We start from the raw sequence: 25,496 nt of genomic DNA on the forward strand, positions 1-25,496 counted from the left end.
CCCGTCAAGGACTGTTCCTGTATAGAAAGGTTGTGACCCATGGAATCCATCGATTTAGCCACCATGACCATCCGCACCGCCAACGAGGTGATCCGCGGCCACGGCGCCGCCCACCAGGACGTGCAGATCTTCAACCCCGATGCCAAGCACTACCTGTGCGTCGGACTGACCAATCCCATCCGGGTGCGCATCCGCGGTTCGGCAGGCTACTTCTGCGGCGGTCTCACCGACGGCCCGCGCATCGAAGTGCAAAACAACGTCAGCTGGGGCGTGGGCGACAACATGCTGGCCGGCAGCATCGTGGTGGGGGGCAACGCCGGCGCCATCGCCGGCGAGGCGATGCGCGGCGGCGAGATCGTCATCAAGGGCAACATGGGCTCCCGCGCCGGGCAGGTGATGAAAAAGGGGACGCTGTGCTGCGCGGGGGATTCCAGTTTCATGGCCGGGTACATGATGTATGGCGGGCGCATGATCATCCTGGGCGACTCGGGCGAAAAGGTGGGCGAGGACATGGCCGGCGGCGCGATTTTCGTGGGCGGCCGGGTCACCTCCCTGGGCAGCGACGCCCGCCTGGAAGCCCCCACGGAGGAGGAACTGGAAGAGATCCGGACTTTTTTGGCGCGCCACGGACTGCCCATGCCGGATCGATTCAAGAAGATCGTCTGCGCGGGCGGGCAGCTCACCTACCCCACCCCCGAACCCCGGCTGCGCAGCCTGCCCCACCCCCGCTTCACCGGTAGCCGCGCCGATTACTGGAACGAAAAGGTGGTGGAGGACAACCGGGTCAAGGCACACATCGGCCGCTACCGCATCCGCGGCTACGGCGCCGCGCGGCCGGTGCCCCACCTGACCGACCTGGCCTTCCGCAAGGACCTCTCCGGCGCCGGCACCGATCCCGCGGCCATTGCCGGCGTCCATTTGCGCACCTTCATCGGCGGCAAGCACGGCGCACGCGCCCTGGACCTGAGCATGCCGGTGATGATCGCGCCCATGAGCTATGGCGCCCTGAGCGGCCGCATGAAGCGCGCCCTGGGCATCGCTTCCCGGCTTTCGGGCATTTCCGAGAACACCGGGGAAGGCGGCATGTACGCCTACGAACGGGCCGAGGCGCGACAGTTGATCGCCCAGTGCCTCTCAGGCCGCTTCGGCTGGAACATCCACGACATGAAACGGGCCGACGGGCTGGAGCTCTATATCTCCCAGGGCGCCAAACCGGGTCTCGGCGGCCAGTTGATGGCCTCCAAACTGACGCCGGAAATCGCTGCCATGCGCGGCATCCCCGCCGGCATGGACCTGCGCTCCCCTTCCCGACACCCCGACGTACTGGGCGGCGACGACCTGATCATGAAAATCGAGGAGCTGCGCGAAGCCGTGGGCTGGCGCCTGCCGGTGAGTCTCAAGCTGGGGGCCGGCCGCACCCGCGACGACATCAAGATCGCCCTCAAGGACGGGCTCGATTTCGTGGAACTCGACGGCCTGCAGGGCGGCACGGGCGCCGCCGGCAACGAGGTGGCGGAGTATGTGGGCATCCCGACCCTGGCCGCCTTGATGGAAGCGCTGGAGGGCCTGGAAGAGATCGACGCCAAGGGCCAACTGCCCATCGTGCTGATGGGGGGCATCCAGAACGGCGTCGATGCCGCAAAAGCCCTGGCCCTGGGGGCCGACGCGGTGGGGTTGGGCACCGCCATGCTGATCGCCGCCGGCTGCATCGCCTGCATGCAGTGCAGCGTAGGCAACTGCGTGGCGGGGCTGGCGACCCAGAAAGCGGACCACGTGGCCCGCTTCGACATCGAGCGCCGGGCCCTTTCCATGCATCGCTACCTGGAGTCGATCCGCCGGCAGCTGGCGGCCATCACCGCGGCCCTGGGCTACGACGATGTGCGTGGGCTCAACCGCAACGACCTGGTGGCCCTGACCCCCGAAGCGGCGGCCATGACCCGCCTGCCCTATGAACCTTCCGCCGGCCAAGGCCGGTGAACCAAAGAGGATGCGCACCATGTACGATTCATCTTGCGACACGAAAAGGATGTCCCCCGCCTGCACCGCAACGGCATCGGCCGACACCCCGGACCCCATGGACCTGCCGCCCTGCCAGACCGCCTGCCCCGTGGGCACCGACATTCCCGGCTATGCCGCCCTGATCTGGAACGGGGAACTGGAAGCCGCCGTGGCGGCCATTTCAGCCACCAACCCCTTCAGCGCCATCTGCGGACGGGTCTGCCCCGCCCCCTGCGAGTCCCGCTGCAAGCGGGCCGAAAGCGATGGCGCCGTGACCATCCGGCAGCTCAAGCGGTTCGCCATGGACCGATTGGGCGCCGACTACCACCTGCCGCCGGTGCCGGTCACCCGCACCCGGACCATCGCCATCGTCGGCGGCGGTCCCGCCGGCCTTACCGCCGCCCAGGACCTGGCCGAAGCCGGCTATGCCGTGCACCTGCATGAAGCCGGCGACCGCCTGGGAGGCATGATGAACGCCATCCCCCCCTTCCGGCTGCCGGCGAACCTGCTGCAGCAGGATATCCGGCGCATCCTGGCGCACTGCCCCGGCATCACCGTGCATTACAACAGCGCCCTGGGCGCGCAAATCGATCTGGCGACCTTGGAAACCCGGCACGACGCGGTGCTGCTGACCATCGGCTTGAGCATCGACCGCCCCCTGACCGTGCCGGGCCTGTCGCCCGAAACGGCCGGCGTCCACGGCATCCGCTGGATGGAAGCGGTCGCACGGGGCGATGCGCCCCGGCTGGCCGGCGCCGTGGTGGTGGTCGGCGGCGGCAACGTGGCCATGGACATGGCCCGGGCGGCACTGCGCCACGGGGCCGAAAGCGTGGATCTGTTCTGCCTGGAGTCCCGGCAGGAGATGCCGGCCTGGCCCCACGAAATCGAACAGGCGGTGACCGAAGGGGTGACCCTGCACAACGGCTGGGGGCCCGCCGAGGTCCTGACCCGCGACGGTGCGGTGAGCGGCGTGGTGTTCCGGCGCTGCACATCGGTGTTCGATGACAAGGGCTGCTTCGCGCCGGTTTTCGGTAAGGAAACCCGCACCCTCGCGGCCGACCGGCTGCTTTCGGCCATAGGACTCGAAGCGCGCAACGCCACCCTGGCCGACCGGGGGTTGCTGGCCCAAGGGCGTGTACCCACAAACGATGCCCTCGGCCGCACGGCGGCCGCCAAGGTGTTCGCCGCCGGCGACTGTGCCCGCGGGCCCTCGGCCATCGTTCAGGCCATGCACGAAGGGCACAAGGCGGCCTTCGCCATCCGCGGCTTTCTCGAGGGCACGGCGCCGGAAAGCTATCGGCCCGCCTATCGCTCCCGCCGCATCGCCCCGGCCCCGGAGGCGGCCTGGGAGACCCTGGCCCGGGAAGCACCGCCGGCCGCGGACGCGGCGGCGGCCTGCCGCATGGACGCCGAATGCGAAGCGCCCTTCGACCCCGGCATGGCCCGGCGCCAGGCCGCCCGCTGCCTGCGCTGCGACACCGAAACCGGTACCGCCAACTATTCGCGCCGCGCCCGCAACCTGATCCAGGCCATGGCCGCCACCGACCCCGAAGACACCCGCGCCCAGAACGCGCTGCTGCGCACCCTGCTGCAGCCGCGGGAGAACCCCTTTCCCCCCGGGCGTCCGGCCCACATCGACGACGTGGTCTTTCTCTCGGCCGCCCTGACCCGTCTGGTGATCGACCCCTACCGGGAAGCTTGCAGCACCCGCACGCGCATCACGCGGCGGCGGGAGGTGGGTTTCACGCCGGACGACCTGCCCACCCTGGATCTCGACCACCCGCTGCTGTTCACCGGCTTCGACGAGGCCCCCCTGCCCGTGCGCGCGGCCCTGGCCGAGGGCCTGGCCGCCGCCGGCTGCGGCTACATCGGGCGCGCGCCGTTAGTGGCCGGCACAGCGGACGGCAAGCCGCCGATGCCTTGGCTGCAACTGCTCGGGGCGCAAGATACCCCCAGCGCCGCAGCCGCTGGCCTGGTGTACCTGTCGGACACGGCCGCCGCCCCGGTGCCGCTGGAGCGCCGCCACCCCGGCCAGTTGCTGGGCCGCCGCGTCACGGCCCGCACCCTGGCGGCGGCAATTCCCCTCGCCATCGACCAACAACTGGATTTTCTCCTGCTGGACGGCTCGCCGGACATCGGCCAACCATGGGCCGAGCTGAACGGCCATCCGGACCTCACCGTCATCCGGGAAGCCATCCGCATTTTGCGACAGTTGAACATGGAAGAAGAAATCGCCCTGCTCTACTTCGGCGGCATGCGCTCGGGCACCGACGCCGCCAAGGTGCTGGCCCTCAACTGCAACGCCGCCGTCTTCAGCGTGGCCATGGCCCTGGCGCTGGACGGCCGCATCGACGGCCGCGGGATCCACTTCGATTCCTCGGACGAAGCGCCCCTGCGACAGGCCGTGGCGCACTGGATCAAAGGCACCTCCCAGGAAGCGGCCATCATCGCCCGCTGCACCGGTAAGACCGATGTGCATAACCTGGAACCCGAAGACATGCGCTGCATCACCCTGACCACCGCCGAAGCGCTGGGACTGCCCCTGGCCTCCGGACAAGGCCGACGGGAGTGGTTCTGATTCGCACCGACCGGAACGCCGACGTCATCTCGATTTATTACAACTTTGGGCGACATATCTGCACTTTTTACATATATGTCGCCCTTCCCATTTCCTCCTATCCGCGCCGAGCTGCTGATCGAACCGCGCCGGCGCCGTCCACGAACCACGGCGCCGGCGCAAGCCGACCAATTTTACATATCTTTTCAATACGATAAGAAGTTCTTCGCCTCTTCTTTCATCTGTCAGCACCCGGTCGCTCGCCGGTCAGGGACCCGCGCATGCCGGGGTCAAGCAGCAAGGTGAGAGTGGCACAACCCCTGCAGTAAGCCAGAGAAGAATATCATGGGATTAAATTTTTTCTAACCGGGGGAATTCAAAATGACACAAGTGCTCGCCATGGAAACCGTTTCGCCGGTGGACGACGAGAAGCGTGAACAGGTCCGCCACACACTCGAATCGCAGAAAATCGAATTCATCCTTGCCCAGTTCGTGGACATCCATGGGTGCCCGAAAGTCAAGCAGGTGCCGGTGGATTGCTTCGACGACCTGGTGGACGGCGGTGCCGGGTTCGCCGGCGGCGCGGTTTGGGGATTGGGTCAGGGGCCCCACAACCACGATCTGATGGCCCGCGCCGACCTGGACACCTTCGTCCGCCTGCCCTGGCGCCCCAACGTGGCCGTGGCCAACTGCGACATTTTCGTCGACAACGAACCCTGGCCCTTCTGCGTGCGCACCAACCTGCGGCGCATGGTGGGCCGGTTCGCCGAGGCCGGCTACACCCTCAACGGCGGCTTCGAGCCGGAGCACTTCCTGGTGGAGAAAACCCCCGACGGCGGCATCCGGCCCTGGGACCCGCTGGGCGTCGACACCCTGGCCAAGCCGTGCTACGACTTCCGCGGCATGTGCCAGACCATGGACTACCTGCAGGAGATCATCCGCTGCGGCAACCAGATGGGCCTGGGGATTTACCAGAGCGATCACGAAGATGCCAACGGCCAGTACGAAATCAACTTCGGCTGGACCCACGCCCTGCACGCCGGCGACCAGCTGGTGCGTTTCCGCATGATGGCCGGCCAGATCGCCCCCAAATACGGCGCCGTGGCCACCTTCATGGCCAAGCCCTTCGACGACAAGACCGGCTCCGGCGCCCACCTGCACTTCCATGTGGCCGACAGCGCCAGCGGGCGCAACCTCTTTCCCCTCAACGGCGACGGCGAAGACCTCAAAGGTCTCGGATTGTCTTCCACGGCCATCCATTTCATCGGTGGGCTGCTCAAGCATATCGGCGCCATCACCGCCATCGCCTCGCCCACCATCAACTGCTACCGCCGCATCCAGAGCGGCGAGTTCGTCTATTCATCGGCCTCCGGCTACACCTGGACCCCGGCCTACGCCTCCTACGGCGACAACAACCGCACCCAACTCTTCCGCTGCCCGGACCCCAACCGCTTCGAAGACCGATCACCGTCGGCCATGGTCAATCCCTACCTGCTGCTGGCGGCCCATATGGCGGCGGGCCTGGATGGCATCCGCAACCGCATCGACCCCGGCGATGCCATCATCGGCGAAAACGTATGGAACCTCTCCCACCGGCAGCGCCGCGAGCGGGGCATGATCCTGCTGCCCCAGAACCTCTCGGAAGCCATCGCGGCCCTGGAGGCGGACCCGGTTGTCCAGGCGGGCCTCGGCCCCATCGCCCAAGAGTACATCCGACTCAAGAAGGCCGAATGGAGCGAATTCATGCGCACCGTAACCCCCTGGGAAGTGCAACGCCTGCTGACCTTCATCTGACCGGAAAACCAGCGGCACCGCGACGCCCACCGGCGAAGGGGAACCCGGCAATCCCAAGCATGCCGCGCAATGGGCGGAGACGCAGGCCCGCCCATTGCAACGGCCCTTGTGTCGAAATCACACGACCCGCGTGCGCATGGCCCATGCACTGCTCGAATAGCGCCGGCGCAGATCGCTCCAGCCGCGCAGCAAGTCCTGGGCATCATGGGAGGTCATGTAGTTCCCCACCGCCAGGTAGTAGAGCGCCTCAGGGGCGAATTCGCTTTGCGGATAACGTTCGTAGACGGTTTTGAAATGGGCCGCGGCTTCCTCATGGCGTTTGCTTTTCAAAGCATGATGCCCCAAACCAAGATGAAGCATGGCGGCGAACTCGCCGGGTGACAGCCAACCTTCCAGGTGAAAAGCCACCCTTTCACGGGCGTCCACCACATTGAGGTTGGGCGTCCAGATCACCTGGAACCGATCCGCCAACTTGGGCACTTGGGTCAGGTCCAGCTGCACAGGGACGAACTGCCCATTCAACAGTTCGCTGACGGTTGCGTCCGGGTACGTCACGGCACCCAGTTTGGCACAACCGCCTCACCCATCCTTGAAAAAATCCAGAAACATCGGCTTTTTCCGCTCCCGGCAAGCTTCCAGCCCGGCATCGTAATCATTCAACCATTTTACACGGCTATTGGTTCCCATAACGATTCTCCTTTCTATTCGGGCACCCCATGGGCAAAGATGGCAGCGCCCTTCGATAGAAAGAATCTAATGCAGAATTGCCGGCAGAAAACAGCCCCTTTCCGACAATTCACCTGATCGCCACGCCTCACATCAACTGCCATCACCGGAATGATCACCATATTCAGATAAGCCAGGGGGAAACCGTCCAAACCCCGGCATAGGCCGGATCACCCTGAGCACGGCGCAAAAACGCCCTCCCACCTACGCGCTATGCCCCTACGGCAAACGATTGAACAGCCCAGCAACAAACTGTTTAGCTGTCTAAATCGGGATTTTCGAATATTAGACGACTGAATGGCCGTATAAACAAATTTCGTATTGCAAACGGTCGCAAAATAAAACGGCTATTGGGTCGTCTAATCCATGTTGGGCCCACTTCCTTATAGTCACGCTTGACGTTAATCACGCAATGCGTTAGTATTGGGTACATGATCAGATCGTTCAAATGTGCATACACCGAGAAGCTATCAGATGGCTATCGTGTCAAGCGATTTGTGAATATAGCCAAAATCGCAAGGCGAAAACTGAGACAGCTCGAAATCTCTAATCGGCTTGATGATTTAAGGGTTCCTCCCGGCAACCATCTTGAAGCGCTTAAAGGCGATCGGTCTGGTCAATTCAGTATTCGCATCAACGATCAGTGGCGGGTCTGTTTTCGTTGGACGGACGCCGGTGCAGAGGATGTGGAAATCGTTGATTACCATTGAGGGGGTCATCATGAAAAAACTCGAACCTATCACTCCGGGTGAAATTTTATTTGAGGAGTTTCTGAAACCTATGGGGATTAGCCAATATCGCTTGGCTAAAGAAATTGACGTTCCCGCACAGCGCATCAGTGAGATTGTTTCAGGGAAACGTTCAATAACCGCTGATACTGATTTACGATTATGCCGCTTTTTTGGTCTATCCAACGGCTATTGGCTACGTGCTCAAGTTGCCTACGATACGGAAGTCGCAGAGCAAGTTCTTGGTCCATTACTTAATAAGATCAAACCATGGGCTGAGCATGCGGCCCAACAACAGCATTAACTCGGACTGGTAAAAGCTGCACCGCTTCGCTTTGCAGCTTTTACCAGCCGGTTATGCTGAGCGTGTTGGCCTCTCTAATGATTGACAAAATTTTTTCGATCGAGTTATCGTATTACAAATACCACATCGATTGAGGTGCAATTATGGAAACGGTTACAGTTTCTCCAAAATATCAGGTGGTAATCCCTAAGCTTATTCGAGAAACAATGAAATTGCGGCCTGGGCAAAAATTAAGGGTAATTGAATACGAAGGAAGGATTGAATTAATCCCAGATAGAGATATCTCAGAGCTTCGAGGATTCCTGAAAGGTATTGATACAGAGTTTGAGCGAGAGGATGATCGTCTATGAACATTGTCGACTCGTCTGGGTGGTTGGAATACTTTGCAGGTGGACCAAATTCAGCGAATTTTTCATTGCCTTTTAAAGGACGCTTCTTCGCTTATGGTGCCTGTCATCACCATATATGAAGTGTTTAAAGTGGTGTTGCGTGAAGCTGGTGAAAACGAAGCATTTCAGTGTGTAGCTGCGATGCAAAAGGGGAATATTATCGATCTCACCATGAACCTGTCCATAAGTGCCGCTAAACTAAGTATGCAATTCAATCTTCCGATGGCAGATAGTATAATATTCGCAACTGCCAAAAAGCATCAATGTGATATTTGGACTCAAGATGCTCATTTTAAGAATTTGCCAAGAGTAAAATATTTTTCCAAAATACAGGAAGGCCAAGATCAGCCTCCGGCAGCCCGCCGATAGATCGCCGCGGCTGCTGAGGCATGCGTGAGCCGTGGAAAATTGATGTCATTGTATGGGGAAAATCGAAGTTGGAAACCTTATCATCACATAGCGCAACAATGGTGTCATGTCCAGCGAAAAATGATCGCAACCGGAAAATTTTTTCATCGGGATTTTCAAAACCTCCCGAGTACCCGTACAAAAGGCAGGCATATGCTTTATCGCAATTGCTATCTCGGCCAATGCAGCTGGCGATTCAGTGTAAAAACAGCGTAACTTTCTATTACTATAGCTTTTTATGGTCGTTCTAAAAGAGCCGCACCCAATTCATTTCAAGGAAGCTTTGCATATTGAAAAGATACGAAATACATTTTTCTTTCGGCTATACGAATTGCTTGAGAATGCAAAAGAAAGATAAAATCGGCTAACAAGGCGAATGCAGCCGTCGCAAAAAGCCGCGCTGCTGATTTGTAGCGTTCGCAGGCACAGGAGGAATAATGAAAATAAACGCTTGGCTTATTTTTGGAATAATTGGGGTATCTGTGTTTGGTTCACAATTCGTCATTCATTATTATCGGGCAGTATGGGGCAACGCTGAAATGTGGTGGACACCGAAAACGATGGCATTGTCGATAGATGATACGAGAAATTATGTTGAGCTGTATTTGAATGATGAACTTCTTCAAGATCATATCAAACGGGGATCTTTATCGGTAACTGGCCGGAATGGACAATCTATGTTGGTAGGGGCGGATGATATCAAGGCGAGACTCAACAACTGGCATAAGATGAAGGCTTCTTTTCTGCATACCGCCGTGTACATGGCACTCTTGTTGGGAGCATCTCTGATGTCTATAGCTACTGGGATTGTACAAATACTTGCTGGGGCGAACCTGTCGCCTGGTACGGTCCGGTCGTTATGAACACGCAGGAAGAGTTGCAGATCGCTTTCGAAGAATATGAGAAGGGGAGCTTCATCAAACACAAGAAGCGGTGATTGCTATACGGCGGAACGCATCGCGATGCGCCCTTTTGGAAATCAAAGGGCGCATCGCGCGCTTCAAGCTTCAACCATGCCGTCCTTGATCCGGATGATCCGATCGGCTCTCGCGGCCAGATTCGCATTGTGGGTGATCATCAGCACCGTGAGGCCGCTGCGGTTGAGGCCTTTGAGAATGTCGAAGATCTTTTCGCTGTTTTTGGAATCCAGGTTGCCGGTAGGTTCGTCGGCCAATATAATCTCCGGCCGGTTGACAAGGGCCCTGGCGATGGCGGTGCGCTGCATCTCTCCGCCCGAAAGCGCCGCGGGCACATGGCGGGTGCGGTTCTCGAGCCCCACCATCCTGGCAAGCGTTGCGATGCGGTCTTTGTCCGGCTTCTGCTTTCTGAAAAGCAGGGGCAGCGCGATGTTGTCCGCCACCGACAGGCCGGGTATCAGATAGAACTGCTGAAAAACGAATCCGATTTTTTCCCGGCGCAGCCGCGTGAGTTTCTTGTCGGTCCAGCCATCGACGCTTACCCCGTCGAACAACACCTCTCCCCTGCCCGGCGTATCGAGACAGCCGACGATGTGCAGCAAGGTTGTCTTGCCCGCTCCCGATGGGCCGGTGACCGCCGCGAATTCCCCGGAATGGATTTCAAGGTCGACACCTCTCAGGGCCCGCACTGTTTCGGCGCCTCTGCGGTATATTTTTTCCACTTTTTGCAGTCGAATCATGGTCACTATCCTTTGATGGCTTCAATGGGGTTGATCCGTGACGCCTTCCAGGCCGGATAGAATCCCGCCAGCAGGCCGATGGTCATGGCGAACAGCACACAGCCCATGGCCAGCAGCGGCTCAAAGCGGAGCATCTCCCCCGTCGGCATGTAGGGCATCACCCGTCGCACAAAGCCCTCGATGAGGGTGGATCCGGCCGCCGCGATCAGAATGCCGGCGATGCCGCCGACCATGGTGAGCAGCGCCGTCTCTTTCAGAATGATGCGAAAGATGTCCCAGCGGGAGGCGCCAATGGCCCGCATCATGCCGATCTCCTGAGTGCGCTCGAAAACCGCCATGAGGATGGCATTCATCACGCCCACGGTGCCGATGATCAGGGCCACCAGGGCCACGGCAAGGCTTAGGGAGCGCGCCGAAGCCGCTACGGTGCTGACGGAATTCATGACCTGCCCCATGGTGACGATCTGAATGCCCGGCACCCGGCTTTCGAGGCCTTCGATCACTTCCTGCATGCGAACAGGGTCCGTCAATTTGACGCCCACGGCGGTGGCGCCGCCGGGATGCTGCAAAATCGCCTGGGCTTCTCTGATGTCCATGTAGATGAACGCATCGTCCTGGCTGCCGGTTTGCGCCACGATGCCGGTTACGGTGAACACCCCTTCGACGCCGGGGTAACGGATCCCATCCCCGGGTGTGATGCCATTGTGCAGGGCCACATTATAGCCCAGCAGCAGCTCGTTGGCCGCCGCCGGATAGGCGCCCGTGATTTCCCAGTCGGGCTTGATATCCGGCAACATGGCGGTTTCGACGCCATAGATCAGGTCAATGCGTCCGCCTTGGGGATTGGGCATCTGGGCCACCAGGATGGGTGTGGCCAGGGAGACCCCCTCGGCGCGGTTGACATCATCTATCACGCCGGCTTCAAGAAACTTGGGGATCACCGCGCCGTGGAGCACCAGGGCCGCCACCTCATGGGCGCAGCCCGAGGGCACCACCATGAAATGCAAACCGGTGCCCTTCAACTCCCTTTCAAGGCCCGCCTCGAACCCCCGGTTAAAGGACAATACGGAGAAGAGCACCGCCACTGCCGCGCCGATGCCCAGCATGGTGAGCAGGCTGCGCGTCCGGTGCCGGAACAGATTCTGTACCGCGAGTTTCATCAATCCGCTCATTTCAGCACAACCCCTTCCGCGACCATCATCTTGGTGCCTCTGAAGGTGGACACCACGCCGGTCGCCGCTATGGCCCGCCCTTGCATGGGCGGCAGTTCGAAGCCGTTGCGGGACAGATCCACGTAGATCTGTCCCGTGCCGTCCTGAAGCACGAACCAGCAGCCATTTGTAGGGCACTGGGCGTGGATGCGGCCTTCAATCGTGACCTTCCGCCCCTGAAGGTCCGCCTGGGTGAATATCTCGGACACCGTTTTGGTTTCCGCCTTGGGGTCCAAGCCGCTGCCATAGGACTTTTCGCCGCAGGCATAGAGGGACAGGGACAGGGTAATGGCCGACAAAAACAGAAAAGTTGCACGCAACTTTGTTTTCATTGCAGAATTCTCCTTGATCGATGGATGGCCGAATATCGACGGGGTCTGATGGCAACCGTACAAATTGCCTGGGATCTATGGGGGAATGCACACTGCATCCACCTGGCGGCAAGGAATCGCGATGGAGCACAGTTCCGACGGCCGCCCGGTTTGATACCGGCCGGCATTGCCGGGATCGCTCCCGAAGGGGAAGCAATCAGGTACATTCCACCAAGATCCGCGACACTGTCGATGTCCGGAAACGGGTATTCAGTTGTTTTTGCGCAGAGGGGGAAGGCGGCCCTTAACAGAGCAGGGTCAGGGTCCGCAGATAGACCGGTATGGTCCCTCCCCAGGGAGGCGAATAGCGGTAATGGTCGGGTGCCCTTTCAACGGCGATGAGCGGATCCGATGCAAGGGCGGATGGTTGCAGTGCGGCATGGATGGCCCGGGAGTGGGTTTGAGCCGCGGCGGCCGGCAGCGGCGCCTGGTGCGAATCCAATGGGTCGATATCACAGCAAGGGGCCTTCGATGTACATGGTTGCGGTGTGGGTACCGGCGGGCACTCCCCATGTTGCATGCCCGTCGACCCTGTGCGGCAGCACGCCATGGGTGCGCATGCAGGCGGTTCGGAAAAAGCCTGAGCGACCATGCTCAGCAAGAGCGTGGCGAGCAAGGTAAAGCAGAGAAGGGTTGGTTTTCGGGTATGCATATCCATCCGTGTCATTTTGCGATGAATAGATTTCTCACCTTTGCCCGCCGCTTGTCAAGCCTTTTACCGGCCTCTCGGCGTTTACGACCGAACCGCTTAAAGGGCCTATGGAGGCGCCTTTTCAAGAACGCCTCCGGACGACTTAATTTTCCTATTCATAAAGCCGATATCACTGCAGGTGAATCTTGACGGGTACTGTTTGGATTGCGTCGGATGGATACCGGCTTATTGCGATCCGAAGGCTGCCGTCGTTCATGTTTTAGAAAATCTTCACGGTAAGGATGGCGTTCATGCAAAGGTTCTCGGTTGTTTTTGTGTCGGTGTTATTCATTTTGGTAAACGGCGCCTCTGCGAGTGCCACCTCGCACAACGCCGTGTATTTCCGCGGCGCGGTGGCTGCAATGCAGAGTACCGGTGCCGATTTCTCTGATAAGGATTGCAGCAGCACGTCTCCGCCCGCGCTATTCGGTTGCGGAGCGGGAAACGACGGGCGACCCTTGGGTGCCTATGGAGATTTCGGAGAGTATTTGGCCATGGAAATCGCGGCTGGCCGATATGTTTCGCCCTGGCTTCGTATAGATCTGGCGTTTAATTATCGGCCGAATATGAACTATTCGGGAACAGCAAATTTCCGAGGTGTATCCGGCCCACAGCCCGTTTCGTCCACGGCCCGCTCCCTTAGTGCCATGGCGAATCTGTTTATTGAGCTTGGGCCGATCCTGAATATTTCTTCGGATCGATGGCATCCCTATATCGGCACCGGCGTGGGCGTCAGCTACAACCGGCTGAAGGAAGTCGAATATCTATTTCCGGAAGCGACAACGCACAAAATCAGCATCACACCTTCTGGTGAGCGTTTCGACCCGGCCTTCACGTTTTTCGGCGGTCTCGGGGTTGCGCTGTCCCGGGAGTGGATGATCGATATTTCGGTCCGCTATGAAGATCTGGGCCGCGTAGAAACCGACCGGGGCGGCATGTATATGAACCATATCCCCCAGGATCTCGAGATTGACAAAACGTCAGCGGCCTTGCGCGGATTCGGGTTGGCCCTGGGCGTGCGCTATTCATTCTTTTAGGACTGCAAGTCGAAGGGGATATGGGGATAACGCGGTTCGTCGCGTTCGTCAAAAACGTTCCCTGCTGCGATCCATTTTGGTTTGACATGACCCATGAGGTCGGTTATGAGAAGTGTTGTGCAAGGGTCGTACGGCGCCCTTGCGCGTCTGTTGAACCACTCCGGGGTCACGGAACCCTGTTCAAGTCAGGGGCGGGCCCGCCGCTGTAACCCCTTCGGCCATGCACAGCACTTGCCGGACAGTAAAACCGGCAGCGCATGACCGACCCCGTCAGTCAACCATGCCACTGTTGTCGATGGACAATGGGAAGGCGGCTGCCGGCAGGGGAAGCCAGAAGACGTTCCCGGAGGCTGTATACCTTGTTGGAAAACGGCATGTGCGCGCCTGTAGCGCCGCCGTGGACCGGCCGGCGGGCTGTCATTTCAGGAGGAAGACCACGACATGCCACGCCGCACCCCACCCCGCCAGCAATCTCCCCATTCGTGGGGGGACGCCCTTAACTTATTAACTTCAGGAAAGAAAGACGCAGCTGCCACTAGATGTACATCGCCTAAAGTTAATAAGTTAAGGGCGTCCCCCCTATCCGTTGGCATCCTATTGGTTTTGCTTATCTCGGCAGTGGCCGCCGGACCGGTTCATGGCGCAGGCGCCATCGGGCTGTTCGTCGGTGATTCGGACACATTGGCCTGTGTGCGCGCATTGGCCGAGTTGGATATCACGGACACGGAAATCCGGATCTTCACGGACGAAGATATCCGCCGCCCCGATTTTGAAGCGTTCGTGCGCAACATGGACGTGGCCGTGGTGGATATCATGCAGTCCCAGCCATCGGGATGGCTGCTGGAACAGCGCGCCATCATGAAACCGGATGCCCGGATCTACGCGGTGCGGCGCTCCAGTCGCACCGAAGCTTTCCTGGATGCGGGTTTTAAAATGGACCGCACCGTGCGGGCCTATTTCGACTACACATCGGCGGTCAACATCGCCAACATGATACGGTTTCTGGCCCATCGGGACCTGAGCGTCGACACCCCATACGCCCCGCCGATGACGCCGCCGGAGAACGGTCTCTATCATCCGGATGCGCCCGTTATCTTCCCCGACATGGCGGCCTACGCGCAGTGGTACCGCTCTTCCGGTCGATTCCGGGAGGGGGCCCTTTGGAATCTGACGGTCATCTTTCCAACCTCCACCCTGGATGGCAAGAAAGCACCGGTGGACGCCTTGATGCGTGCCTATGAATCCAAGGGCATCAATACCGTAGCATGGATGCGAGCGTCCAAGGATTGGGAAACAACACTGGACCGGCTGGTATCCAGCCCGCCGCTTGCCGACGAACTGGGGTCCATTACCGGTTTTGCGTTCAAGTTCAGCTCCATATTCACGGTGGATCTGCTGCCGGTGCTGCAAAAGGCGAACGTGCCGGTGTTCAATGCCCAGAATCTTTTTTTCGCCACCGGCCCGCAATGGCGGGCATCGGTGAGCGGCATCCCGCCCCGGGGTTTGACCTTGCAGTTCTCCAACCCGGAAATCAGCGGCCTGGTGGAGCCGACGGTGGTGGGCGTGAAAGAGCGTGATCCGGACGTTTCAAGCGACAGCGACGCCCTGCGCTTCGTCCCGGTTCAAGACCAGGTGGAGCTGCTGGCCCGGCGGGCCGCGCGCTGGCATGCCCTCAAACGCAAGCCGAATCATGAGAAGAAGATTGTGCTGCTCTACTACAATCACGGGGCCGGCAAACAGAACATCGGGGCCAGCTATCTCAATGTGTTTCGCAGCATCGATGAAATCATTCGGCGCCTCAAGGCGAAAGGCTACCGTATCGAAGGAGAAATCAGCGAGGCGGCGGTCAAGGATCTGCTCCTTAAAGCCGGGCGCAACATCGGTTCGTGGGCGCCGGCGGAACTGGACAACCTGCTTGCGGCCGGCAATGCGGCCCTGATTCCCATGACCGACTACCATCGCTGGTTTGCCCGAACGCCGCCGGTGTTTCAGCAAGCGGTGAACCAGGAATGGGGGGCGCCCGACCAAGCGCGCATCATGGTCAAGGACGGCCGATTTGTGATCCCCCACATCCGCCTGGGCAATCTGATTCTGGCCCCCCAACCGATGCGCGGATTGGGCGACGACCCGGACAAACTCTACCACAGCACGACGCTCTACCCGCATCATCAGTACAACGCCTTCTACTTCTGGTTGCACCACGAAATCCAACCGGACGCCATGATCAGCCTGGGCACCCACGGCACCCACGAATGGCTGCCGGGCAAACAGGCCGGGCTATCCGCCCAATGCCCGCCGGAGGTCCTCATCGGCGACATCCCCAGCCTCTATCCGTACATCGTGGACGACGTGGGCGAAGGCATTCAGGCCAAGCGCCGAGGACGGGGCGTGATCATCGACCATGCCGTGCCGCCATTCAAAAGGGGCGGTGTGTATGAAGAGTACGCAACCCTCACCGCACTGATCGGCGAATTCGAGACGGCTGCCTCCGACCCGATCCGCGATGCCCGCCTGGCGCGGATCGCGCAATTGACGACGCGACTGGGCCTGGACAAAGACCTTGGGCTTGCATCGGTCACCGAGGATGCGCTGGAGCAGATCGAACATTACCTGCTGGCCCTCAAAACCGAAATGATTCCCTACGGCCTGCACACCTTCGGCGTGTCACCGTCGGACGAGACCCTGAGGGAGACCGCGCAAGCGATGGCGGAAAGGGGCAGCGAAACCGAATCGGTTTATGCGGACCGGATCCGGGCCTGCGGGCCGTCGGAGATGGATGCCCTGATCCGGGGGCTTTCCGGCGGATACATTGAACCGGGATCGGGCAACGATCCCGTGCGCAATCCGGAAAGCCTGCCCACCGGGAAAAATTTCTATGCCTTCGACCCGGATAAGGTGCCCTCCAAGGAAGCCTGGCATGCCGGCAGCAGCGCGTCCCGCGACATTATCGCCGCCTACCGTGAAAAGCACGCAGGCGCCTACCCCGAGCAGGTGGGCGTGGTGCTTTGGTCGGTGGAAACCATCCGCGACGAAGGCATCAATATCGCCACGGCATTGCACCTCATGGGCATGACACCGATCTGGGACCACCGGGACAAAGTGATCGATGTCGCCCCCATTGCCGCGGCGCAGTTGAACCGGCCCCGCATCGACGTGCTGCTGCAGATGTCCGGCCTGTTCCGGGACACCTTTCCTCAGTTGGCCCTTATGCTGGACAAGGCCGTGAAAGAGGCGGCGACCCTCACCGATCTGGACAACTTCATCCGCAAACATTCAGCGGCGCTGGAGAAAACCCTCATCGCACAAGGCGCGTCCCCGGCCGAGGCCAGGCAGCTTTCCCTGATACGCCTGTTCAGTGCGCCGCCCGGCGCCTACGGCACCAAGGTGGACGACATGGCCGGCAGCAGCGGCATGTGGGAAACAGACGATATTGTCGCGGAACAGGGCTTCGTGCAGGTGCAGTCCTTCGGCTACTCCGCCGAGATTTGGGGCGAAGCCATGCAAGCACCCTACCGGGAACACCTCAAATCCGTGGACGCCACGGTGCATACCATCTCCTCCAACCTCTACGGCGTCATGGACAACGACGACATGTTTCAATACCTGGGCGGGTTGAGCATGGCGGTACGCAAAGCATCGGGCAAAGACCCCGAAGTGTTCGTCTCCATGCAGCGCAGCACCGGTGGCGGCCGCCTGGAGCCCCTGGCCGCCACCTTGGGACGGGAAATGCGCACCCGCTATCTCAACCCCCGCTGGATCGAGGGCATGAAGCGGGAGAATTATGCCGGGGCCCGCGAGATGGCCGATTTCCTGGAAAACATGTGGGGATGGCAGGTGACAACGCCCGCCGCGGTGGACAACAGCCTTTGGCGGCAAAGCTACGAAGTGTATGTGGAAGACAAGTACGGCCAGGACCTCCGTGCCTTTTTCGATCGCGAAAATCCCTGGGCCTATCAGTCCATGACCGCCCGCATGTTGGAAGCGGTCCGCAAGCAGTATTGGAACGCCGACGAACCGACGACGAAAAAGCTTGCCGCGGAATATGCCGTGAGCGTCCTGGGAAAGGGCGTGGCCTGCTGCGACCACACCTGCAACAACCCGCTGCTGCATCAGATGGTGGTGAACCTCATTTCCCTGCCCGGCGTGCTGTCGCCGGAGATGGTGGAAAAGTTCAAGCTGGCCGTCGCGCAAGCGGCCCGCATGCCGCTTGCCGAGCAGGTGACACAGCGCGAGGCGTTGCTGGAAAAGCTGCGGGATCCAGCGGCCCGGTCGCACACGGTGGCGCCGTCCGATACTCCGATGGAAAAGGCGGCCCGGGAGCCCGGCGAGGCCGTGTCGGATACCCCCGCGGCGGAAGCCGTGCAAGGGTACAAAATGGAAGACATGAACCAAAAGGACGACACCACCGAAGTCGCTTCATCCGGCATCCAGTGGGCAGCATCGCTGTTCGTGCTGCTGATCCTGGCGCTGGTGGGGTGGGGCATACGGCGCAAAACAAGGTAAGGAGCGTTTATGGAAATCAAAAGTCTGATACTGGGCATGGTCTTCAGCATCGGCGTGTTCGCCGTCAAAAGCGGCGCGGGGCTTCATTACTGCCTGGCCCATGCGCCCACCGCGATGCGGCGGCGCATGGCCTGGGCGGGTTTCGCCGCTGTTTACGGCCTTTTGTTCGCGGCGGCATTCTGGCTGCTGCGCAGCGTGGATCTGATGCGACACCTGCCAGCGATGCAAACCTGGCTGCAATCCGGCATGCTCATGCACCTGCTGATGGCGGGTTTGCTCATGCTTTACGGCATCCGACTGCTTCGCAACAGTGCACCCCCGCATACCCGGAGCCGGTCCTGGATTCTGCTGGCCCTGCCCTGCCCGCTGTGTGCCACCGTGGTGCTGTTTTCCCTGGCCTTTCTGCTGGCCGTCCGGCCGGAGACGCCGATCCTGACCACCGGCATGCTGTACGGCGCCTTTCTGCTGGTCAATCTGGCGACAGTACTCGCGTTGGGCAATCATTGGATGCAACGGGTCGCTTCGCCGGAAACCCTGCTGGGCGGGGCAATGCTCTTCATCGCCGTCTATTTCCTGCTGTCCGTCACCATCCTGCCCAACTTCAGCGATCTGGAAGCGATCCACCGCATGGCCGCCGCCTTGCCGGGCAAAAGCCAAGCGACCGCGCATCAGATGGCGGTGGCCGCCGTCACCGCAGCCGCCTTCTTGTACGGGTTCGCTCGGATGGCGGCAGTGATCCGGAGGTCGGCATGACGGACATCGGCGCCTTGCTCAAGGCATTCATCTATCTGATCTCCACTTCCCTGCTCTACCCGGTGCTGTTGCTGCTGGTGGTCCTCACCCTTTTCGTGATCGTCCATGCCGGCACCTTCTTCGCCGAGTGGCTGGAGCGAACCCGCCTCAAAAAATGCCGCCCCCAGGACCTGCCCGAGGTGCTGCAACACGGCGATCCGCAAGGCATCGTGTCCCACCGGGTGATCCTGTACCTGCAAAGACTCAAGCAGGTCACAAACCGACCGCCATTTTTGGAGACAGCCGTTGAGAACCTGCTCCAAGAGTCCACCCTGGCGCTCTGGAAATCCATGGACCGCCTCCGCATTCTATTTCGCGTCGGCCCTTCACTGGGCCTGATCGGAACCCTCATCCCCATGGGTACGGGTTTGGCCGCGCTGGGACAGGGCGACATGACGCGGCTTTCCGCCGATCTGGTCATCGCCTTCACCACCACGGTCACGGGACTCGCCGTCGGCACCGCCGCCTTTTTCTTTTTTACCATCCAAAGACGGTGGATCGAAGAGGACATCAAGAACATGGAGCTGGCCACCGAACTGCTCGCAAGCCCTTCGGAAAGGACGCCGCATGCGCTACATGAACCGGCAGCGAATTAGAAGCACACGAAACAATACAAGGGATCATGCCTTCCGGGATGACGACCCCTTGACCGGCGTCGGCAACCTCTTCGACATCGGTTTGGTTTTCATCGTGGGTCTGATCATGGCCCTTTTCAGCGTGTATCACCTTCAGGACCTGTTCAGCGAGACCTCCTCCTTCACCCTGCTCAAGCAGAACGCACACAACCAGGAAATGGAAATCATCACCAAGCAGGGCAAAACCATCAAGGCCGTGAAGGTGACAAAGGACACCGTTCAAGGAAGAGGCCGGCGCCTCGGCACCGCCTATCAATTGGAAGACGGCAACATGGTCTATGTTCCGGAATGATCGGGACCATAGGGGGGACGCCCTTTATATTTTGGGACCATAGGGGGGACGGACCATAGGGGGGACGCCCTTTACGGACCATAGGGGGGACGCCCTTTATATTTTTACATTTCAGCCCAAAAGGCTGAAATGTAAAAATATAAAGGGCGTCCCCCCCCATCGTCCCTCCCCATCATCAGAAGTTGATGGCCAACGCTGCTTCCAGGTAGATGCCGTCCTGGACATAGTAGGCCGTGGCTGGGGTTCCTCCGGCGGCCGTCAACTGACCGGTGCTGTTGATGGCCCGTTCGATCTTTTCGTCGAAGAGGTTCTTGCAAAGGACCCAGAACTTGTAACGGCGCCAGGTATAGACCACCGACGCATCGACGGTGGTCTTGGAAGGATAGGTCAGCCGGTTGGTGTAATCCAGGTAGTACTTACCCCAGATATTGGCGTCCAGGCTCGCCCTGAGCCCGTGCAGCGGGTAGAAATCGAGGCCGATGCGGCCGTTGAATTCAGGGATGCCGTAAACCTGGTAGCCGTCCAGGTCCACCACGACGCGTTCGTTGCTCGGATGGTCATAGATACGGGCCGCACCCGATTTCCATTCGGCCTGGATGTAAGCCGCCGCCAGGCGGTAGCCGAGCCAGTGCAGCGACCGGCCATCGAGCTCCAGTTCCAGCCCGTAGGTTTCGGCGTCACCGGTGTTCTTCTGCCCCATGTATGCGTCGCCTTCGTAATAGCCGGCGAATTTGTCGGTGGTCTTGGCGAAATAGGCGGTCAGGGCCATGTTCAGCGAGCGGTGCAGGCGGTGTTTACAACCCAATTCATAGGTGGTGGTTTCTTCCGGTTTTAAATCTTCCGGGCGGTTGTGCGCGCTGCCGTAATCGGCGGCCCAGTGGTAATATTGTGGACTGGGGAACCAGTGGTTGCGACTGATGCTCAGATAGACATTGGCATCGGGATTGAAATGGTAGGAGGGCGCCACGATCCAACTCCAACGGGTCTCATGGTTGTCCAACCGCCAGGGGGTACGGTTCTCGAATGAAAGGGAGACGGTGTCGAACCGCCCCCCCACCTTCAACCCCCAATGCGCCCCCCAGGAGAAATCGTTGTCCCAGAAGGCGCCGTAGCTCTCTTCCGCCAAATCCAGATCGTAGGGCGATATGTCGGCCGTACCGGCGGTGTCGTACGGGTAGGACCGGCGCTGCTTGAAATCGACCTTGTCAAAGTTGATCCCGAAAGTCGGTGTGTAACCGAGAGACCCGGTGGTAACCCGGTAGCCGGCGGAAAGGGCCGCCGCAACGGTGTCCTGCCAGCGATCATCCACATCGCCCCGGGTCCGGGCGGTGGAGTAATAAATATCTTTCGTATCGTGGTAGATTTCCTTGTATTGCGTGTAGGCCACATTGCCGTCCACGAACAGCTTAGGGCCTTTGTGAGCGAATTCCAAGGCGTAGGTCCCCGAATCCTGCTCCTGGCGGTTGTGCCATACCAGACGGTCGTCCTCCTCGGATCTTGGAAAGTGGATCCTGCGGCGGTGTTCTTGCAAGTGCCAAGCATATTTTCCAAGCCCGTAGGCTCTGTCCTGATCGCGATGGACCCAGTTGCCGCTCAGCCCGATGCGGGTCAGGGCGGAAAGGTTGTAGCCCAGCTTCGTCAGCCCCGCCGTGCGGGACTCGTTTTCTTCCTCATAGCCGTCGGTGGCATAGTGAGCAATGTCCGCGTAGTAGTCCCACTGTTGGAGACGGCCGCCAAGGCCGCCGGACACATTGACGGTGTTCCACGAACCGTAGCTGCCGGACAGGTGGAGGCTCAACGGCTTGCGGTTCAAGCCCTTTTTGGTGATGATGTTGATCACACCGCGCGCGGATCCCGGGCCGTACGCCACCCCGGCCGAACGCAGCACCTCGACCCTTTCGATCTGCGACACGGGAATGATGTCCAACTCCTCGCGACGGTAGTTGCCATATTTCTGGGCCACGCCGTCCACCAGGATTACCGGCCCCCCGGCCATGGAGCTGCGCGTGCCACGAATGGACAAAGTAGTACTGCCGGCGCTGGTATTGTAGACGCCGGGAATGCGTTCCAAGGCCTCGATGATGTTCTTGGCCCCCATTTTTTCCAGGTCATCGGCCGTGATCACCGATATACTGGCCGGCGTGTCGATCATCTTGCTTTTGCTGGTGGTGGTGACCACGACCTCCTCCAGCACATGAACCCGCCCATGTTCGTTCCAATCCGCCGCTGCGCCCCCCGAAAGCACTGCGAACACTGCCAGCACCGCCACATTTACCCGCATCCATTCACCCATCTGTGCACTCAATACACGATGTTTCATTTAGATCTCCTCCTGGTACCATAGTGGGTTGCCATTCCTGCAACGAAATCCGAAACGGGCAGAATCGGATGGAAAGCCGGCATCAAGGCTCGGTCGAGGCCGATCGAATTCTGCCGGTGGCCCTATTTCAAACGGAACTTCAATTGCCAATCCATTGAGATTCCCACGTGCAGATCTCCTCGATAAGCGGCAAAGCCCTGTCCAACACAAATGGATCCGGCGGCGGGAGGAGTGGAGAGCAAAAAAAACCCGGATCGAAAAAATTCGATCCGGGATATCCCTGATTTAATCCTCGGAAGCTCAACGTGGTACGCCACCGTCCGCGCGGCCGTCACCCTATGTGTCCAGGGAGGTCTTCTGACTTTCGGATCGTCCTACCGGCCGCGCCTTCCCGGCCTCGCGGCCAGTGGCATTCTGCGGCTTTCGTCCCCGATCACAGCGGCGGGCCCGTCTCCGATTCACACGGAGTTCCCTCTTCGGCTCTGTGACGAGCACCTGAACAATGCCTGGCAGCATAAAGAATTACGCAAGCATGTCAAGAAAAATTTCAAATCCAAAAAGAAAGGCGCATGCATCATGCCAAATCTATACCAGACTCAGCTCCGTAGCGACGGGAGATGCAATTGATTGGGGTAGCTTTTCAGACAAAATCCTTCGGTGCTTAGAATGCAACGAGGTTGGGAAAAGGATGTGGGCCGATAGGGCACGAAGCCGGTGAAGGGCGTCGTTGATTTTTTGAATAAAAACAGTGATTATTCGCCAACAGCCGTTTCAGCGGTCAAGCCGCGAAACGATACTCAACGTTATGCGGCAGCACCCTTGAGTGCACCCTTTTCCGGCAGCAAAGGGCCGCATGTCCCATAATCCTCTCACTCCGCCGGTTGTCCGGATCGATTTGCATGGCGCCTGCATCATGGCGGGAAGACCGAAAAAAAGCCATGAAGCGCAACGCCGATGGAATCGGCGCGCATCATGCGGTTCCTTGATGGATGAATCTCTATAGGTTCTGCTTTAACTTCGCTTTGAGAATTCTTTTTTTATTTTGATATTCTAACTCGTCGGCCATTTACTGCCATTACCCGCAGGGCATGTCAACGATTATTTTCGTTGTCGCGCTGGAGAATAATAGACGTCCATCCAATTATAACTTTCCAAGTCGCTTATGTTCTGGCAATAGAAGAGAGGCGATTTAGCTGATAATGGATGCGCATAGTACATTTGAGGTCTGGAACTGATGAATTCTTGGACGTCTCTGTGGGTACTGTTGGTCGTGTTGGTAATGGTCCTTTTTGGCGTTGGCTGCTCCTCGCGGCAAAATGCCCCAAATGCGCACCATGGTTGGCTGGACCTTGCCGAATGGGATTTTGTTGAGCAAGGCCCGGTTGCCCTGCGCGGACAGTGGGAGTTCGCCTGGATGGCGGTTTATGATCCCAAAGCGCCCCGGTGGGGCGAACAATTCCCGGCCCGCGATTTCCTGACCCTGCCCGGGCTGTGGCAAGGAGAAACGCAAGCCGGCGTGCTCCTTTCGCCTTATGGCTACGGGGTCTACCGATTGCGAATCCGTCTTGACCCGGACTCGGACCCGGATCGCATGTCCCTGTTGGTTTCCGCCCCCCTGTCGGCCTGCCGCATCTGGGTGGACGGCCTTTTGGTCGATGAAACCGGCAGGCCAGGGGAAGACGCCGAATCGGAGCAGCCCATGGCCCATATGGCCACACCATGGTTCGTGCCCACCGGGGAGGTTGTGGAGATCGTTTTGCAGGTTTCCAACCATCATAACCTGCAGGGCGGCCTGAACAATAGCATCCTTTTGGGCACGGAGGCGCAGATCAAGCATTTGATCCACACGCGCTGGATTCTTGGCGCCCTTATCTGTGGGTGCCTGCTGGCGCTGGCCGTGTACCACCTGACATTGTTCATTCTGCACCGCCGTGAACGGGCCAACTTGTTTTTCGGCTTGTTTTGCCTGATGTGGACCGGGGCCATCGCTTTCAGCCCGTCCTACGCCTTCTTGTTGCCCCATTTTCTTGCGTTGCCCTGGAACTGGGGCGTGACCTTCTCGCTGCTGCCCTTTGGGTTGACCATCCCCCTGATGACCCTATTCTACCACGAGCTGTTCCCCAAGCGATATGGACAATGGGTCAACATCGGGTACTTGTCTTTGGGAACGGCCTTCATGGCATACATTTTGGCCTCGCCGCCGAATGCCTACGACACCGTACCCTTCTTGTATTTCCTCATCACCAGAACGGTGTTCGTGTATCTGATCGGCGCCTTTATCCTCGATGTAGTGAACAGACAGCGGGGCGTGCTTCTACTCATCCCCGGCTATCTGGCCCTGGGAGCGGCGGAGCTCGACGACATTTTGTTCGATTTGGATCTGGTCGGTTCCACGGATCTGGCCCCGCTGGGTGTGTTTATCTTTATCTGTTGCTACTCGTTATTCATGTCTTCGCGGTATTCACGGGACCGCGAGCGGATAGCGCGGCTTTCGGCCGAACTGGAAACCGCCAGCCGGCACCTTTCGCAAATGCATGCAATGCAAGAATCGCTCGATCCTGCCCGCCAAGGGGCCATGCCGCCGCCGGACAGACGGCTGCTGGCCGTGCGGGTCATGAATCTGGCCGTGGATTGCTGGATGGTATGCACACAGACCGGCAAAGCAGAGCTGGCCAAACAGTCCGGCTTGTGGAACGTGTATGTGGAAAAGGACGGCTATTGCCGGACCCAGACCCTGGATAAATACCTCAGCGAGGATGCTCTGCCGCGTCATCCGCGGTGGCTGAAAATTCATGCCACCGCGGAATTCGTCCTGGTCGCGTGCGACGACGCGAACCTGCCCGCGAGGTCCGAACTGGTGCAATGTCTTAGCGAGTTGAAGACCCTCGCATAGCGTCCAACGGACAAAATTTGCGAGCACGCAGGGCCGTAAATCCCTTCATCAACATCCTTACAGCTTTCCCTTTTCAGCGCCATCCAGTCCCTGTCGCTTGCCCTGGCCGCTCCGGTTTTCCAATTTGAATTCCTTGTTTTTCCGAAGTGTTGCAGGAAAAATCACGGGAATTCACGTGGTATTTTCTTGA

At 59.5% G+C, this 25,496-nt stretch carries 22 protein-coding genes and 2 riboswitches; of the genes, 15 read left to right on the forward strand and 7 right to left on the reverse strand.

From position 1 onward, the window contains the following. Positions 1 to 39 precede the first annotated feature (39 nt). From MRX98_RS03965 to glnT, 3 genes are all read left to right on the forward strand, one after another. Positions 40 to 1,977, forward strand: coding sequence for a glutamate synthase-related protein (locus MRX98_RS03965; protein WP_246903183.1), 1,938 nt, complete (start codon positions 40 to 42; stop codon positions 1,975 to 1,977). A gap of 19 nt (positions 1,978 to 1,996) precedes the next feature. Further along, positions 1,997 to 4,576 (forward strand): FAD-dependent oxidoreductase, encoded by a 2,580-nt coding sequence (locus MRX98_RS03970; RefSeq protein ID WP_246903184.1) that lies wholly within the window; start codon positions 1,997 to 1,999, stop codon positions 4,574 to 4,576. 360 nt (positions 4,577 to 4,936) lie between these two features. Then, a complete protein-coding gene (glnT, locus tag MRX98_RS03975) occupies positions 4,937 to 6,349 on the forward strand; it encodes a type III glutamate--ammonia ligase (RefSeq protein ID WP_246903185.1) in 1,413 nt (470 codons plus the stop codon). Between the two features lie 117 nt (positions 6,350 to 6,466). On the opposite strand, the gene MRX98_RS03980 is transcribed toward glnT, so the two are convergent. Then, on the reverse strand, positions 6,467 to 6,904 hold the full coding sequence (locus MRX98_RS03980) for a tetratricopeptide repeat protein (RefSeq protein ID WP_246903186.1): 438 nt from the start codon (positions 6,902 to 6,904) through the stop codon (positions 6,467 to 6,469). A gap of 24 nt (positions 6,905 to 6,928) precedes the next feature. After that, on the reverse strand, positions 6,929 to 7,036 hold the full coding sequence (locus MRX98_RS03985; protein WP_246903187.1) for a thioredoxin family protein: 108 nt from the start codon (positions 7,034 to 7,036) through the stop codon (positions 6,929 to 6,931). Positions 7,037 to 7,506: 470 nt separating this feature from the next. Between MRX98_RS03985 and MRX98_RS03990 the strand changes: the two genes are divergently transcribed. The 6 genes from MRX98_RS03990 (at position 7,507) to MRX98_RS04015 (ending at position 9,841) form a co-directional block, all read left to right on the forward strand. Further along, positions 7,507 to 7,785: a type II toxin-antitoxin system RelE/ParE family toxin gene (locus MRX98_RS03990; RefSeq protein ID WP_246903188.1), complete on the forward strand. Its 279-nt coding sequence runs from the start codon at positions 7,507 to 7,509 to the stop codon at positions 7,783 to 7,785. A gap of 10 nt (positions 7,786 to 7,795) precedes the next feature. Further along, positions 7,796 to 8,107: a HigA family addiction module antitoxin gene (locus MRX98_RS03995; RefSeq protein WP_246903189.1), complete on the forward strand. Its 312-nt coding sequence runs from the start codon at positions 7,796 to 7,798 to the stop codon at positions 8,105 to 8,107. Between the two features lie 143 nt (positions 8,108 to 8,250). Next, the gene (locus tag MRX98_RS04000; RefSeq protein ID WP_246903192.1) at positions 8,251 to 8,457 is read left to right on the forward strand and encodes an AbrB/MazE/SpoVT family DNA-binding domain-containing protein; all 207 of its coding nucleotides are present in this window, start codon (positions 8,251 to 8,253) and stop codon (positions 8,455 to 8,457) included. A gap of 93 nt (positions 8,458 to 8,550) precedes the next feature. Then, positions 8,551 to 8,865: a type II toxin-antitoxin system VapC family toxin gene (locus tag MRX98_RS04005; protein ID WP_246903194.1), complete on the forward strand. Its 315-nt coding sequence runs from the start codon at positions 8,551 to 8,553 to the stop codon at positions 8,863 to 8,865. Positions 8,866 to 9,341: 476 nt separating this feature from the next. Then, on the forward strand, positions 9,342 to 9,767 hold the full coding sequence (locus MRX98_RS04010) for a hypothetical protein (RefSeq protein ID WP_246903196.1): 426 nt from the start codon (positions 9,342 to 9,344) through the stop codon (positions 9,765 to 9,767). Beyond that, a complete protein-coding gene (locus MRX98_RS04015; RefSeq protein WP_246903592.1) occupies positions 9,764 to 9,841 on the forward strand; it encodes a hypothetical protein in 78 nt (25 codons plus the stop codon). The genes MRX98_RS04010 and MRX98_RS04015 overlap by 4 nt, the downstream gene beginning before the upstream one ends. A 63-nt stretch (positions 9,842 to 9,904) precedes the next feature. Here the strand turns inward: MRX98_RS04015 and MRX98_RS04020 are convergent, their stop codons facing one another. From MRX98_RS04020 to MRX98_RS04035, 4 genes are all read right to left on the reverse strand, one after another. Next, positions 9,905 to 10,561, reverse strand: coding sequence for an ABC transporter ATP-binding protein (locus MRX98_RS04020; RefSeq protein WP_246903198.1), 657 nt, complete (start codon positions 10,559 to 10,561; stop codon positions 9,905 to 9,907). Between the two features lie 5 nt (positions 10,562 to 10,566). Continuing rightward, positions 10,567 to 11,721: an ABC transporter permease gene (locus MRX98_RS04025; protein WP_246903200.1), complete on the reverse strand. Its 1,155-nt coding sequence runs from the start codon at positions 11,719 to 11,721 to the stop codon at positions 10,567 to 10,569. An 8-nt stretch (positions 11,722 to 11,729) separates the two neighbouring features. Then, positions 11,730 to 12,104, reverse strand: coding sequence for a DNA-binding protein (locus MRX98_RS04030; protein ID WP_246903203.1), 375 nt, complete (start codon positions 12,102 to 12,104; stop codon positions 11,730 to 11,732). Positions 12,105 to 12,387: 283 nt separating this feature from the next. Beyond that, positions 12,388 to 12,585, reverse strand: a complete 198-nt coding sequence (locus MRX98_RS04035) for a hypothetical protein (protein WP_246903205.1) — start codon at positions 12,583 to 12,585, stop codon at positions 12,388 to 12,390. A 500-nt stretch (positions 12,586 to 13,085) separates the two neighbouring features. On the opposite strand from MRX98_RS04035, the gene MRX98_RS04040 reads away from it, so the two are divergent. The 5 genes from MRX98_RS04040 (at position 13,086) to MRX98_RS04060 (ending at position 20,093) form a co-directional block, all read left to right on the forward strand. After that, the gene (locus MRX98_RS04040; RefSeq protein WP_246903207.1) at positions 13,086 to 13,871 is read left to right on the forward strand and encodes an outer membrane protein; all 786 of its coding nucleotides are present in this window, start codon (positions 13,086 to 13,088) and stop codon (positions 13,869 to 13,871) included. 145 nt (positions 13,872 to 14,016) lie between these two features. Further along, positions 14,017 to 14,232: riboswitch (cobalamin riboswitch) on the forward strand. Positions 14,233 to 14,468: 236 nt separating this feature from the next. Continuing rightward, entirely contained in the window at positions 14,469 to 18,374 is a 3,906-nt protein-coding gene (locus tag MRX98_RS04045; RefSeq protein ID WP_246903209.1) for a cobaltochelatase subunit CobN, read from the forward strand. Positions 18,375 to 18,383: 9 nt separating this feature from the next. Beyond that, positions 18,384 to 19,127 carry a DUF2162 domain-containing protein gene (locus MRX98_RS04050; protein ID WP_246903211.1) on the forward strand — a complete coding sequence of 248 codons (744 nt, stop codon included), beginning with the start codon at positions 18,384 to 18,386 and terminating at the stop codon, positions 19,125 to 19,127. Next, positions 19,124 to 19,762 carry a MotA/TolQ/ExbB proton channel family protein gene (locus MRX98_RS04055; protein ID WP_246903213.1) on the forward strand — a complete coding sequence of 213 codons (639 nt, stop codon included), beginning with the start codon at positions 19,124 to 19,126 and terminating at the stop codon, positions 19,760 to 19,762. The genes MRX98_RS04050 and MRX98_RS04055 overlap by 4 nt, the downstream gene beginning before the upstream one ends. After that, complete coding sequence (locus tag MRX98_RS04060) at positions 19,734 to 20,093, forward strand: DUF2149 domain-containing protein (protein ID WP_246903214.1); 360 nt, start codon at positions 19,734 to 19,736, stop codon at positions 20,091 to 20,093. Before MRX98_RS04055 ends, MRX98_RS04060 begins: the two co-directional genes overlap by 29 nt. A gap of 175 nt (positions 20,094 to 20,268) precedes the next feature. Here MRX98_RS04060 and MRX98_RS04065 read toward each other — a convergent pair whose 3' ends face one another. Further along, complete coding sequence (locus MRX98_RS04065; protein WP_246903216.1) at positions 20,269 to 22,413, reverse strand: TonB-dependent receptor; 2,145 nt, start codon at positions 22,411 to 22,413, stop codon at positions 20,269 to 20,271. A 330-nt stretch (positions 22,414 to 22,743) separates the two neighbouring features. Next, a riboswitch (cobalamin riboswitch) is annotated at positions 22,744 to 22,938 on the reverse strand. A gap of 889 nt (positions 22,939 to 23,827) precedes the next feature. On the opposite strand from MRX98_RS04065, the gene MRX98_RS04070 reads away from it, so the two are divergent. Then, on the forward strand, positions 23,828 to 25,306 hold the full coding sequence (locus tag MRX98_RS04070; protein WP_246903218.1) for a 7TM-DISM domain-containing protein: 1,479 nt from the start codon (positions 23,828 to 23,830) through the stop codon (positions 25,304 to 25,306). Positions 25,307 to 25,496 lie beyond the last annotated feature (190 nt).

The organism is Desulfatitalea alkaliphila (genome assembly GCF_022968795.1).
Taxonomy (GTDB): Bacteria; Desulfobacterota; Desulfobacteria; order Desulfobacterales; family Desulfosarcinaceae; genus Desulfatitalea; species Desulfatitalea alkaliphila.